Here is a 13,666-nt window from a genome sequence, read left to right as displayed (position 1 = left end):
AGGTACTAGAGAAGCTTAACTAAAGGAATTTATGTCATGGGAAGACGCTACAGACGCAGAAGCCACGCCAACCAAATAATATCAGACTCAGTGTTTATCGTTAGTCGGTTGTCTTGGTATGGTGCTTTCCTATATGGCCTAATCACGTTCCTACTCTTCTACTATGCCGTTCCCTATTGGTTAAGCTCTGTGCATGTCACTCAAGTGGGGAGTAGTGTTAACCAAGGCCTAGAAGTCATTAATCACCGTTGGATACGCGTATTTCATTATGTGGGTATTGCTTGTGGCGTGGCAGGGCTGCTTTTCACTGTTCGCAATTATTTTATATTGCCAACAGCCCAACGTAATGAGATGAGCTTTGCAGGGCTTTTTGCGCGATTTTTAGGACGTCATTGGGATTAGACTTACTAAGAAGGCCCTATCGTCCAATTTACTAACAAAACAAGGAGTCCATAATGTTAGATCCGCTTTCTATTGCAACAAGTTTCTCAACGATAGTTGGGTTACTCAGTAACTTTAAAAGTGAGCGTTCAGGTGGGCAGCTATCCGAATTTATTACATGGTTAAAGGAAAAGCACCACGAAGATGTTGTTTCTGGCATTGAGCAGAATCAGATGTTGTCTCGTCAGCTTCAATCTCTTTTGGTCTTGAATCATCACGATTTAGTGACGCGACTAGATTCACTGGATATGATTTTGGCCTCAATTGCTACGAATATCGACACCTTTTCTAGCCTTGCTACAACCATTCGGCCTGATAGTATTTTTTCAGAACAAGCCATTTCAATTGTTAAGCAATTTGTAGCCTCTGGTGCTAGTGAGTGCTGGGAACAAAAATATTTAGGGGATAGGAATTCTGCTTTTTCACTTATTGGAGCTGGCCAACTTAATATTGAAGAACCGAGATTTGTAGAAGACGATCTCAAGACTCTAGTTGAGTTTGGAATTCTTCGATTGGATTATGGGAGTAAAGGGACGAGAAAATTCATCATTACTCGCAAAGCGGTTCAGTTGGTTGCATAGCGCTTATAAACTATACAAAAGGGAAGGTAGAGGATGAAATATCATATGAGCTCAGGCTCACTAGCGTTATTGACACTAGTTATTGTCAGTGGTTGCTCAAGCGTTCCTATTAATTGGACTGCAATGGATGGCAGTAAATCAAATGGTACTGTAGCACTTGCATACGAATATCGCCCCATTTTAGATACTCCGCCAAGTGATGATCATGAGGCAAATCTAATAGCAAATCAAAAATGTCAGGGGTGGGGGTATTTGAACGCAGAAGCTTTCGGTGGTGCCACTAAATCCTGTGCTGAAACATATAATGGCGATTGTGTGAGGGTTAAAGTTACGAAGGTGTTTCAGTGCCTCAAGTAGTGAAGTGAGTCGCCCTTATCCTCTACCCTACTTGCACTGATAGAAATCTTTGCTATCGTCATATTGATGAAGGTATTTCAATTCTCTGGCTAAGGAAAGCTGACCATGATTTTCCGACCTATACGGGTGCTAGTCACTTCAATCCTGTTAACCTTGTTCGGTTTTATAGCCATGTTTTTATACACATTAATGCAGCCACAGTGTATTGATGACTTAGCAGAGATAAGCGAGATTGCATCCCTCCGAGCTGAACAAGGCTATACCGACCCAATGAACATTAACGTGACCTTCGATAAAGAGAAGAACCAATGGTGTTACATTGAGGTCGCTGAATAATTCTTGCTAGCTGCGATTCTACGCCTATAATTGCTGTATATAATTACAGTGGTTTATTGCTATGCGTGTTATTCCTATACCTGCCCATGCTGGCATTACTGGTTTTGAGTCACCTGCTGCTGAATACACTCAGTTAGGTCTAAGCTTGGATGAGTTATTGATTGACCATCCAAGCTCGACTTTTCTCGCCTTTGCAGAAGGGGATTCGATGCAAGATGTCGGCATCTTTGATGGTGACTTACTCATTGTTGACCGCCACGAGACTGTGCGTAATGGCGATGTGATTGTTGCCAGTTTAAATAGGGAGTTTGTTTGCAAAATCATTGATATACCCCGCCGCTTACTGCTTTCCTCCAATCAGCAACACCAACCTGTCATCATTCACGAATACGATGAATTTAGTATTGAAGGGGTTATTACTCGTTCTATTCGTTGCCACCGTAAAAGTCCCTTATTGAGTGAAAAGTAGATGTTTGCGCTAGTCGATGCCAATAGCTATTACTGTAGCGCGGAACAGGTGTTCCGACCTGATTGGCGTGGTAAGCCTGTAATAGTGCTCAGTAATAACGATGGGATGATTGTTGCAGCCAATAGACAGGCTAAAGAAGCGGGTATTCAGAAGTTTGTGCCTTACTTTCAAGTTAAAGAACTCTGCGCTAAGCGTGGTGTTATTGCCTGTTCGTCTAATTATGAACTGTATGCTGATTTGTCTAGCAAGATGATGGATATCATTGGCCGATTTGCGCCTGAGCAGCATGTCTACAGTATCGATGAAACCTTCCTGTCGTTTAAGAACTGCTTTCCTGCAATAAAGTGCCTGCATACCCAAGGGCAATTGATAAGACGCGCTGTATGGAAAGAAGCCCGTTTACCTGTTTGTGTGGGGATTGCGGAAACCTTGACGCTGGCGAAACTAGCTAACCATGCTGCTAAACAGATAGAGGGTTATAACGGTGTCTGTGTTATCGACAATGACCAAGACCGAATCGCTATTCTAAAGCAGCTTGCAGTTGGTGATGTTTGGGGAATTGGACGTAGGATTAGTACGAAGCTCGAACTGATGAATATCCGTACTGCGTTTGACCTCGCTAACATGCCAGCAGGATTAGCCCGTAAACAGTTCAGTATCGAAGTCGAGCGCACAGTACGAGAGCTTAACGGCCAAGTATGCAAGGTGTGGGATGAAGCGAGGGCTGATAAGAAGCAGATATTCTCGACAAGAAGCATGGGTGAACGCATCACAGATTTTGAGTCATTATTGCAAGCATTGAGTAAGCATGTTGGTATTGCCGCAGCAAAAGCACGTAAGCAAGGCTCAGTTTGCAAGACTATGCTGTTATTTGCTACTAACTCACCCCATGATGAGCGGCCTGTTAGCTATAAAACCGTGGTGCACTTTCCTTGTCCAACTAACTGTACGATAGAGCTGACTAAGGCTATATGTGAAGCCGCACCCAAGCTATTTCGTGAAGGTGTACGCTATTACAAGATAGGCGTAGGTTTGATTGACTTAGCGAGCGAACGGCATAGCCAATTAGATTTGTTCAATCCACCAACGGCAAAGCCAGCGCTAATGCTTACACTCGATCACATTAACCAACGCTATGGCTGTGATACTCTGTTTGTTGCAGCTCAAGGCATAGAGCAAAAATGGGCAATGCGGAGGGACTTATTGACGCCTCAATACACAACTAAATGGCGAAGTGTACCGCGTATTAAGTGCTAACGAGGTTATGCCCCAAAGTTTGCTAGCACTCGGCTGGCGAACCGTAAACTTGTAAGCTCATTACTCTAAAAATTCTCATTAATGCTCTGTTTTGAAAGTCCAGTAGTATTTTAATCGCTTGGTTTTGAGTGTTTTAGTCAATGTCAGTGGCATTTTTTCTGATGGTGCATGTAGTTATTCGAAAGCTGATAAACTCATGTAATACAGCTTGTTAATAGCAAATAGTACGTGATTTTACTGGTCTAATGAGGGAAATAGTACCGCGCATAAATACTAAGACGTTAGCATTCAAGGATGCATAGAAATTACAGTGAGTATGAAATTACACTATTGATAGGAAAACTGCGCAACGAAGGACATACCATACATAGCATCGTGTATTGTTATGCTGGGTTAGCATTTTTTCATTGAAGGTAAAATTGACACTTGCAAACATATTGTTACCCACTGCAGGCTTACCTATGAATGATTTGATTAACAAGGCCGATTCTAAATAAGGTAATTTTCATGGGGAAGCACTTTGATAGTTGATTTATGGTATAAAATCAAAAAGAAAATGCAGTAATAATTACAGAAAAAACCAAAAGCTCAATATAGTGCTTAAATAGGGATATAAAATATGATGACAGATAAATCTACGACTACAACTCCAGCTAAGGCGGAAGAGATTGAAGGTGAATATTATATCAAGTTAGATATGAATGTGTTAAATCATTTAGGTATGAGCCTTTACTCAAATACTCCCGCAGTATTAACGGAAATTATTTCTAATGCTTGGGATGCTGATGCAGCTAATGTTACAATTACTTTAGATAAAGATAAGGGGGAAGTACTTATCACTGATGACGGACATGGCATGTCAGATCTTGATATTAAAAACCGTTTTCTTAATGTCGGTTATGCTCGGCGTGATGACAAACGCTCAAGAAGTGACTCTAACAATCGACAGGTTATGGGAAGAAAAGGCATAGGTAAGCTTGCCATGTTTTCGCTTGCAAAAAAAATTCAGGTAACATCAAAAATTGCCAACTCTCAAGCAATTGCATTTGAAATAGATGTAACCGCCCTCCAAGATGCTATTAAAAGTAAAGTTCCATATAAAGCAAAGCCAATAATTTCACAATTCAATCAGAATCAAGGAACTCAAATAAAATTGTTTGAGCTGAAGAAAAGTATAAGCAGAACAGAGGGTTACTTAAGAAAGAAGCTCGCTCGACGCTTCAGCATTATTGGTGAAGCTCATAAATTTGAAGTGGTAATAAATAACACGCCTATATCTTTTGCGGATAGGGACTTTTTAAAAGAATTACAATTCTTATGGGAGATAGGTGTAAAAGATCCAAATAGGAATAAAGAATGTAAAAGCCTAAAAAGAAATGGTGTACTTGATGGGATAATAAATTTTCAAGGCCAAGAGTATGATGTAAGAGGTTATATTGGTAGTGTTTTAACGCCAAATGTTTTGAAACGAGATCCTGAAGTACCAAATAATACAGTAGCAATTATTTCAAATGGAAGGATTTTTGATGAAGATATTCTACCCGAGTTTGGCAGCGCAAAACATTTCACTAATTATCTAGTGGGTGAAATAGAGATCGATTTACTAGATGCAAATGATAAAGAAGATATGGCAACATCTTCACGACAAAAATTGCAGCAGGACGACAATCGTTATCCTGTTTTAAAGAGCTATTTCACCAAAATACTATCTCAAATAGATAAAGATTGGGATAACTGGCGTCGTGAAATAGGTGCTGAAGAGGCAGAAGAAGAATCTCCAGCAATCAAAGAGTGGTTTGCTAGTCTTAGAGGTCTTGAAGAGAAAGCCGCCAGAAAAGTGATAGGCCAAATAAATACCATGAGTTTTTCTGGAGAGAACCCTCAACTCGCAAAAAAAACTGTTCTTAAAAACACAGTGCTTGCTTTTGAAAAACTACGAATTCAAGACAACTTGGATCGTTTAGATAGCGAACATGATATTCATTCTAAAATATTCAAGGATATTTTTTCTTCAATTGATGATATTGAAGCAACACTATACCATCAAATCACATCCCAACGCCTTGCTGTAATTGACCGTTTCCAATCAATTACAGATGACAATGAGCTTGAAAAAGTAGTTCAAGAGTATCTCTATGATCATTTGTGGTTACTCGATCCGTCATGGGAAAGAGCTTCTGGCTCACAACAAATTGAAAGAACTTTAACCGCTGAATTAAAACAAGTACATCAGGATGCGGAGAAAGGTGCACGGCTAGACATTGAGTACAAAACAATCGCTGGTCAACATATCATTATTGAAATGAAAAGACCAAAAGTTAAGCCTTCTATTGAAGAGCTTGTTGTTCAGGGGAGGAAATATCTAGTGGCAGTTAAACAGTGGTATCATAACAATCCTGCAAGCTGCCCAATGAATGGAAAAATACCTGATATAGAGGTTATTTTCTTGCTTGGTAAAGCACCTTCACTACCACCTTTTGAAGGTGATGACTACAATGCTAAACAGTTAGAGTCTATACATGCTAGAATAATGACCTATACAGATCTCATTACACAATCTAAGCAAGCATATAACGAATATGTAGCAAGCAGAAGCGAATCAGACCGGATAAAAAATATTATTGATAAAATATAATGATAGAATTAAAAAGCGCCTATTTGGCGCTTTTTTTAGCTTCGTTTAAATGTTTGATAATACTTTCGCCAACGACTTCACCTAGTCTAACAGGTACTGCATTACCTATCATTTTGGCAATTGGCCGTTTATCCATTTTAATATCAGAAGGCCAAAACTCATAATGGTCGGGAAAAGTTTGCAGTATTGCTGCTTCACGTAAGGTTATCGCGCGGTCTTGCTCTGGATGGCCAAACCTTCCATTACCAAAACCTATACATTGGGTAGTTATAGTCGATCCAACCTTGCCCCAACTCATCCGACCATATACTGAAGCATAAGTGCTTCCCGATTTCTTCATGTGACATTTTGCCACCAGTTCTTTTGGCCAATCATGCCAAGTACCTCCTGGTTTAGATGCACGAATACGTCGTAAATTAAGTTCTGACATTTGTGATGCGCAGTGAAGTCTATCATTCGGGTGTGATGTTCCTGCATTTACTGGGGGCAGATGACCTATGACATCTTTAACTACCACATAATTATCTGAAGTATGAGTTGGTTCTATGAGCTTTATTGGACCAAGACGAGACGCCAAAAGGACTAACCTCGACCTAGATTGTGGCATACCATAGTCAGGACAAAAAATGACTTTGTAGGTTACATCATAATTTAGGGAAATTAGTTTTTCGACAAAATCATTAAACACAGATTGTTTGGCAAGGCGAGGGACATTTTCCATTGTTACTATTTCTGGTAATACACTCTCAATATGTAAGCCAAAGTTAGTTAGTAGGCTCCAACGAGCATCTTTTTGGTTCTCTTCAGTGCTTTTTTTATTGTAAGCAGAAAAGGGTTGACAAGGTGCACAACCAGCAAGGATCCGAATTTCTGCATCACCATAGTAATGGTTGAATTCATTCTTAGTTAAATCTGCAACACTTTTTTGAATAAAGACAGCTTTATTATTTTTTTCAAATGCATAACGACATTGAGACTCAATATCATAACCTGCAACAACGTCAATACCAGATCTCTGTAGCCCGTGAGTTAACCCTCCCGCACCACAGAACAAATCTATTGCTCTGATGCTCACTTTACTTTACCTGTTAAAAAATCATTGGTGTCAAGTTTACCAGACTATTATGAAAACATCGATGTTCTAGTAATAAAAATCAACCTACGTTACTGATCTCTACCATTGGCTTACCGCTCGTTATGCTAAAGCGCTTTCTCAGCTTATGCGACGACTTAGCGTCTAAAATGAATGGATATGTGACTATTTATGCACTTTAAGCTGCATAAACTAAGTTTTATACGAGTTTGTCACGATAATGCACAAAACACGTCGATTAAGCGCTATAACTCGCGAAAACTGCACTTTAATCATAATTAAAGTGCAGTTTCCTTGCGGATTTTGTAGAGTTTGCAGTTACTATCATTACAAATGAACAACTTAGCGTGTTCTTGTTATTTTTGATATAACTCAACTGCTCAATCTGTGAGCTCCTAGAGGGATGATGACTAGTTTTAAAGCTATTTCAGAACAGATGCGTAAGCTTGGAGCTTCACGGATATTTTTTAAATCGCTAGCTAACAATGATAACACCAAACAACAGATCTACTTGGGTTCGGAATTTGATGTGATTCGCTCGATTCCTTCTGGTGAGATTTATGCAGATGGCATCAGTAAAAAAGGCCCTATTTTTAAGGCTCCATTGGATTTCTACTGGATGGACGAAGATGGGAATACTGATCGAGCGCCAAATAGCCAAATCATCTTATACCCAAAATATCCTGAAATTCGTATGTCGGGCTTTTTAGCTGGAACTAACCGAAAGTTAGACATAACACCTCGCCATTTGATGCAACCTCCAACACTAGAAGAACGAGCCGAAAGGATGGGGATGCATCGCTATCTAGTATTGGGTGTAAATAAAACAACCATTTGGGCATATTGCACATCATGGGAAGATGAACTTGCACTGGAATTAAAACAGCTAGTCGTCGATAGCAAAGCAAAACTAGTGGCTTCTGTTTTTTATGAATCGGTAGCTGTTGGAAAAACTAGCGAAGAGAAACTGCTAGACAAATTGCGAGCCATCTATGAAGGCGGTCCAATTGAATCATGTCGATTACAAGCTGACGGTACGAAAATCCCTTACAAAGCTCAGAACGGCGGAGGTTATACACTAGAAGCACAGTTTAATATCACCCCTAACGGATGCGCTGATCCTGATTTTATGGATTGGGAGCTAAAGTCGCATTCTGGTTCAGTGGTTACATTAATGACACCAGAACCCAATACCGGTATTTATATTGAACATGGTTTAAAAACGTTTCTAGATTGCTATGCCACTAGAAAGCAAGAAGAGCGCTTAGACTTTGCGAGCCGTCACGATGTAAACAAAGAAAACAGCAAAACTAACCTAACCATGAAAATGGAAGGATACGATTCCAAGTCCGGAAAAATAACAGACCCTGATGGCGGCTTAATGCTGAGAGATAAAGATGGAAAATTAGCGGCAGGCTGGAGCTTCGATAAAGTCATTGAACACTGGAAGAGAAAGCACTCAAACACGTGCTACGTAACTTATACAGCAAATAAGGATAATGAGCTTCCACACTATTCGTATGGTCCTCATGTGACATTGGGACAGGGCACATCTTTAGAACATTTTCTAAAATCGCTTTATAACTGTGCTATCTATTATGACCCGGGCATCAACATGAAGTTAGATAGTGGTAAATGGAAACCGAAGAAACGAAGCCAGTTTAGGGTGAAGTGGAAAGATATTAATCAGTTGTATCGTTCGCTACGAGAACTCGATTTAAGAGAAGCTTAGTACTGGATATCCATACAATATAAAATTACTCTCTGGGAATTTTGTGTGATATTATTCACTCATAGCTCCCAGAAGATAGCATTATGTTGTATAACGAAATACTTATAGGTGATCAGTCTGACAAACTGAGAATTGAAACTAATAGAAAAGAAAGCGAGAAGCTACTTAATCTACTTATCGAGATTTATGATCAGAAAAATCTCGCGATTCGATTTCAGTCGCTTGGCGGCGATTTCACATCTGTGACGAGAGAGAAGCTTAATAAGTGGAAAGCTTCAGCTGAAGACCATCCAATCACTTTCCATGAAAGAGCGATTGCGCATCTTAGAGAAAACTTACTGCCTCGTAAACCAGCACACTGGGATAATCCTGATTTCACATTTATCGACTTATTCGCAGGTATTGGCGGAATAAGAAAAGGCTTTGAAGCAGCCGGTGGTAAGTGCGTGTTTACAAGTGAATACGATGCAAATGCTCGCAGAACGTACCTTGCAAACCACTTTGTTGATGATAACGAATTGCCTTACTTTCTAAACAGTGAGGAAGACGACCCGCATAGAAACAAATCATTTATGGATATCACAAAGGTAACAAGGAGTGGTGATGACAAAGCAACTGGAGACGAAAGAAAGCAAAGCATTCTGTCGCACATTCCAGAGCATGATGTATTGCTTGCAGGCTTTCCTTGTCAACCGTTTTCTCTGGCTGGAGTTTCTAAGAAAAACTCACTGGGTCGCGCCCACGGTTTTGATTGTGATACTCAAGGAACATTGTTTTTTGATGTTGAACAGATACTTACAGTAAGGCAGCCAAAATACTTCGTACTTGAGAACGTAAAAAACCTTAAAAGCCACGACAAAGGAAATACATTCGCAACGATCATTAGAGCGTTAGATAAAGCTGGTTACTGGATTGCTGATATCAGTAATCAGCATAATGATATTGAAGAAGCCATTAAAATTGTACGTATGCGTAAGCCTGAGCCGACAATCATTGATGGCGCAATATTTACGCCACAACACCGCGAACGTATCGTTTTAGTCGGTGTGAGAAAAGACGTATTAGCAGCCAAACCTGAACTAGCAAGATTAAGTTTAAAAGACATCCCTAAGCCAGAACGCCGCTATTCATTAGCAGACATTCTGCTTCCACTCAGCAAAGCCGAGCAAGATAAATACACGCTTACGCCAAACTTATGGAACTACCTATACCACTATGCTCTCAAGCATCAGAGTAAGGGCAATGGTTTCGGTTTTGGATTAGTTGACCCTAAAAATGAACAAGCAGTAACTCGCACTTTATCTGCTCGCTATTACAAAGACGGTTCAGAAATTCTGATAAACCAAAATGGCTTAACGGATGAGTATCTTGAGCGTAGAAAGGAGTTCGCTATTCGCAAAAATCAAGATAGAGAACAGTTTGCTTTAGCGTTTGCGAATAAATGGAAGAAAAGTCACCCTGAATCGACTGAAGATGCTTTTAATGAACAGATTAAAAAAGGCGAGACTATGTATGATGAAAAGCACGGTCGTTATGCAGAGGAATTCGACTCCCAGTACCGCACTCCCCGCCGTTTAACGCCTCGTGAATGTGCGCGTTTAATGGGCTTTGAAAAGCCAGAAAAAGACAGAAGCGAAGCCGATACTAACTTCAGAATTGTGTGTGCCGACACCGCTGCGTATAAGCAATTTGGTAACTCTGTAGTTGTACCAGTATTTAGTGGTGTGGCTGATTTGCTGAAAAGATGTTTGTAGGGCGATGAAATGCAAAAAACGTCATCTTAGAGTTGCCGTTTCTGAAGCCTGTAACTTATTCATTGAACAAGTAAAAAAGTTGGTATGTGACTCATAGTCGGTTGCGGCTTCGCTAATGATTTGGGATTATCTTTCTCTTTAACTCTGCGAAGGGCTGGCTATGAGTATTAAACAGGCAACAGCGTTAACTTTAAGGCAATTGCGCAACGAGGTTGGACTAAGCCAAGAGCAATTGGCAAGGAAGTCTGGCATTGATCGCACTTACATTTCTGGAGTTGAGCGCTCAGTTCGCAACATTACCCTTGATTCGCTCGAAGGGCTAATTGATGCGCTGGGTGTGAGTTCTGAAGAGTTTATCCATAGGTTACATATTGAGCTGATTAAACAGGGGTCATAGCTGCTCAGTTTGAGTTACTTTCATAGGCTGTTTTCATCTCAGGCAATGCGTAGTATCAAGGTAATGGTGTTAAGCCAACTCATTAACTAACACAATCATTGAGTTATCATACTTTTTATTTCCTTGGATAACTCTATTGGCTTCTGTTTCGGCTGCGTACCAAGCCTGACCTAGCTCAGAATCTGGAGCTTGCTTGTAGGCCGCATAACATTCTGCTGGTTCTAAATCGTGTTCCTCAAAGTAAAGAACCGCCAATTCCAATCCCTCTTGCGCTAGATAGTCAGGAACATCACCAACGCCTTCAGCGCCTAACTCAAATTTATTCATCATATTTTTCCTATACTTAATTCTGATTCAAGTGCTTGCAATAGCCTTTACGAAATCCATCTTGATTGTTGTTACATGATTAATGGGCTGAGGCTAGCTGTCTCAGATATGCCGTTAATTCAGAGGGGCTTTCAGTCGCCAATACTACTTCGCTATCCTCACCCGTGTAGATTTCTGGGTCAGTCTCTGTGCCTTCGTTGATCGCCGTCATCACAAGGTAGCGTTCTTGCCCAAGTTCGCGACTATCAGGTTCTTCATAGTCGACCCAAAGGACAAGGTACTGAGAACCTGCTTTAAAGGTAAAGCTTGGGCTGACGTCATTGTGCCAGCTCTTATCTGTTAACCAAGGGAAATCAGCGAGGTTAAAGCCTAAATTAAAGTCTTCACCAAACTCGCGTTTATAGTGTGTCATTTCAAGCTCCTGAGTTTTATGTAGGTATCCTATCATTTGAAACCATCCAATGGCGAGGGTATGAGAGGACAATGGCTTATTGATATTGCCAGTTTCTTATTTACAGAAAGGTATTCATTTCAAAGGTAATCTTTGGACTAGAAGCGGTAGGCATTGCTGCGCTTTCCTGCAATGCCTACCTGATTGGCTGTTGTTATTTCTTAGATACGTTTCTTATTAACCTAACATGCATGTTAACGACTGAGGAATTCCAACCCCCGTATCCATGTGCAAAATGAATATTCCATGCATACCCAATATTGATAAAATTGCCGCTTGCGGTAGATGTCCAGAATGGTGCGGCGGGAGTTTGTGGAAACGCAGCTTGTGCAATAACTGGACTGTCAAAATCACCCTCGCATACCCCATCGCCAACTTTCCAATATCTTGGTTTGCCTGATGAGCAGTAAGTGAGTAAATTCAGCTCATCTTTTGTCGGTAAGCGCCAATCGGAGTAATTACCATCTGAGTATGACATTGCGTTTGCAACTGCCCAAGTGAAGCTGCTTGCCTTACCTTGGCAACTCTTGTTCTGCCATGTTTGCCCGATACTGCAACGCATCCACATCTGATTGGACTGCAAGTCTGTAATGGTGCCATCGCCATTATCAAGATAACGCGTAGCAAGCGAACCATCACCAGTTGGGGTAAATGTAGCGTTGATTTGGCAGCCCGATGTCACTGTTCCTGTGGTGTATTCATTGTTATTGAGCGTACCGTTACAGCCTGTGACGGATTCAATTTGATAGCCGATGTCCGTTGAGATAGTAAAGCTGGCATTAGTGTCGAACCCTACATTCATGCTTTCTGGGTTGATACTGCCGCCCGTACTGACCTGCGTTGTGATGTTATACGTGCTGAGTTTGAAAGATACGGTGACTGCACACTGGGCATTTATGACTGCTGTTGTATAGCTGTTTTGAGTTAATGCGCCGCCGCAACCACTGATATCATCGATTTGATAGCCGGTATCGGGGGTCACGGTGAAGGTGGTTGCATGACCCGATTCAACCATGTTGATTGCTGGGCTGATTTTTCCGCCAAGGCTTGCCGTCGCGGGGATACTGTAGACCGTTGGGGCGACTTGTCCGTTGTCATCGTTGCTGTCACCCTCCGAGCCGCCACAGCCAGCGAGTAATGTTGCTGCGACTATGCTCAAAAGCAGTGTGTTTGCCTTTGATGGCGGTGTCTTTATCGACTTTATGGCGAGTTTGATGTTTGCGTGTATGCACTTATTCATAGGTGTTCCCTGTTATGTGGTCCTGATTAAAGCAGGCGGTTGGTTGTGATGATTACTTCGTTACTTGATTGAGGAGGATGTTTTCTGGTGTGAATATTTCGCCGATAGCCTTGTTGAGTGAGTTACTGTAGATGTCATCTAGGGCATTGTTGGCGGTGATATACGGGGTGTACTCTTTACCTTCTCCCAATGACAGTTGCCACTTTGCAGTATTCACTTCAAAGGTATCGTCGAGATTGATGAGAAACTGAATCGTCAATGATGCGCGTGTGACCTGAGAGATAAAGGCTTCATCGACTTTTCCAGTTACTGCCTCAGAGGCTTTTTGACCCACTTGTTTGAAGTGTTTCAGCTTCATATTGCAGGTATATACCACTGTGGTAATGCCATTACTGGCTTGTTGCTCGTCCCAAGCCGTGTTGGCGCAAGGCGTCCATTTATCAAACGCCTGACCTATGTTGGTTTGCTTGTAGTCTTCGAGGACACCCTCTTTTACATAGATAATATTTAATGGTTCACCGAAACGAATGCCGAGAATGATTAAGACGATAAGTAATGCAACAAACGTAACAACCGCAGAGGCTATGATACCTAAC

General features: G+C 41.1%; 15 protein-coding genes. 10 read left to right on the top strand and 5 right to left on the bottom strand.

Features of this window, described 5'->3' with window-relative positions; translation table 11 throughout:
* Positions 1 to 36 precede the first annotated feature (36 nt).
* The 7 genes from KO531_RS05450 to KO531_RS05420 all read left to right on the top strand — a co-directional run bounded on the left by KO531_RS05450 (position 37) and on the right by KO531_RS05420 (position 6,076).
* Positions 37 to 402, top strand: coding sequence for a hypothetical protein (locus KO531_RS05450; RefSeq protein WP_219250575.1), 366 nt, complete (start codon positions 37 to 39; stop codon positions 400 to 402).
* Between the two features lie 53 nt (positions 403 to 455).
* Complete coding sequence (locus KO531_RS05445; RefSeq protein ID WP_219250574.1) at positions 456 to 1,022, top strand: hypothetical protein; 567 nt, start codon at positions 456 to 458, stop codon at positions 1,020 to 1,022.
* Positions 1,023 to 1,055: 33 nt separating this feature from the next.
* Entirely contained in the window at positions 1,056 to 1,379 is a 324-nt protein-coding gene (yecR, locus tag KO531_RS05440) for a YecR family lipoprotein (RefSeq protein ID WP_219250573.1), read from the top strand.
* A 105-nt stretch (positions 1,380 to 1,484) separates the two neighbouring features.
* The gene (locus tag KO531_RS05435; protein WP_219250572.1) at positions 1,485 to 1,715 is read left to right on the top strand and encodes a hypothetical protein; all 231 of its coding nucleotides are present in this window, start codon (positions 1,485 to 1,487) and stop codon (positions 1,713 to 1,715) included.
* Positions 1,716 to 1,776: 61 nt separating this feature from the next.
* A complete protein-coding gene (gene umuD, locus KO531_RS05430; protein WP_219250571.1) occupies positions 1,777 to 2,184 on the top strand; it encodes a translesion error-prone DNA polymerase V autoproteolytic subunit in 408 nt (135 codons plus the stop codon).
* Complete coding sequence (locus tag KO531_RS05425) at positions 2,185 to 3,441, top strand: Y-family DNA polymerase (protein WP_219250570.1); 1,257 nt, start codon at positions 2,185 to 2,187, stop codon at positions 3,439 to 3,441.
* A gap of 619 nt (positions 3,442 to 4,060) precedes the next feature.
* A complete protein-coding gene (locus KO531_RS05420; RefSeq protein WP_219250569.1) occupies positions 4,061 to 6,076 on the top strand; it encodes an ATP-binding protein in 2,016 nt (671 codons plus the stop codon).
* A gap of 19 nt (positions 6,077 to 6,095) precedes the next feature.
* Here the strand turns inward: KO531_RS05420 and KO531_RS05415 are convergent, their stop codons facing one another.
* On the bottom strand, positions 6,096 to 7,151 hold the full coding sequence (locus tag KO531_RS05415) for a DNA cytosine methyltransferase (protein ID WP_219250568.1): 1,056 nt from the start codon (positions 7,149 to 7,151) through the stop codon (positions 6,096 to 6,098).
* Between the two features lie 421 nt (positions 7,152 to 7,572).
* Between KO531_RS05415 and KO531_RS05410 the strand changes: the two genes are divergently transcribed.
* The 3 genes from KO531_RS05410 (at position 7,573) to KO531_RS05400 (ending at position 11,052) form a co-directional block, all read left to right on the top strand.
* Positions 7,573 to 8,901, top strand: a complete 1,329-nt coding sequence (locus KO531_RS05410; RefSeq protein ID WP_219250567.1) for an MvaI/BcnI family restriction endonuclease — start codon at positions 7,573 to 7,575, stop codon at positions 8,899 to 8,901.
* Between the two features lie 83 nt (positions 8,902 to 8,984).
* Positions 8,985 to 10,655: a DNA (cytosine-5-)-methyltransferase gene (gene dcm, locus KO531_RS05405; protein ID WP_219250566.1), complete on the top strand. Its 1,671-nt coding sequence runs from the start codon at positions 8,985 to 8,987 to the stop codon at positions 10,653 to 10,655.
* Between the two features lie 160 nt (positions 10,656 to 10,815).
* On the top strand, positions 10,816 to 11,052 hold the full coding sequence (locus KO531_RS05400; RefSeq protein WP_219250565.1) for a helix-turn-helix transcriptional regulator: 237 nt from the start codon (positions 10,816 to 10,818) through the stop codon (positions 11,050 to 11,052).
* 69 nt (positions 11,053 to 11,121) lie between these two features.
* Here KO531_RS05400 and KO531_RS05395 read toward each other — a convergent pair whose 3' ends face one another.
* The 4 genes from KO531_RS05395 to KO531_RS05380 all read right to left on the bottom strand — a co-directional run.
* On the bottom strand, positions 11,122 to 11,382 hold the full coding sequence (locus KO531_RS05395) for a hypothetical protein (RefSeq protein ID WP_219250564.1): 261 nt from the start codon (positions 11,380 to 11,382) through the stop codon (positions 11,122 to 11,124).
* A 76-nt stretch (positions 11,383 to 11,458) separates the two neighbouring features.
* A complete protein-coding gene (locus KO531_RS05390) occupies positions 11,459 to 11,791 on the bottom strand; it encodes a hypothetical protein (RefSeq protein ID WP_212601432.1) in 333 nt (110 codons plus the stop codon).
* A gap of 193 nt (positions 11,792 to 11,984) precedes the next feature.
* Positions 11,985 to 13,070 (bottom strand): DUF1566 domain-containing protein, encoded by a 1,086-nt coding sequence (locus KO531_RS05385; protein ID WP_219250563.1) that lies wholly within the window; start codon positions 13,068 to 13,070, stop codon positions 11,985 to 11,987.
* A gap of 52 nt (positions 13,071 to 13,122) precedes the next feature.
* The coding region (locus tag KO531_RS05380) for a hypothetical protein (protein ID WP_219250562.1) at positions 13,123 to 13,666 on the bottom strand (544 nt) is incomplete at its 5' end.

The organism is Shewanella sp. NKUCC06_TVS (genome assembly GCF_019345515.1).
Classification (GTDB): domain Bacteria; phylum Pseudomonadota; class Gammaproteobacteria; order Enterobacterales; family Shewanellaceae; genus Shewanella; species Shewanella oncorhynchi.
Note: the sequence above shows the minus strand (reverse complement) of the source record. Positions and strands in the feature narration are given on the sequence as shown.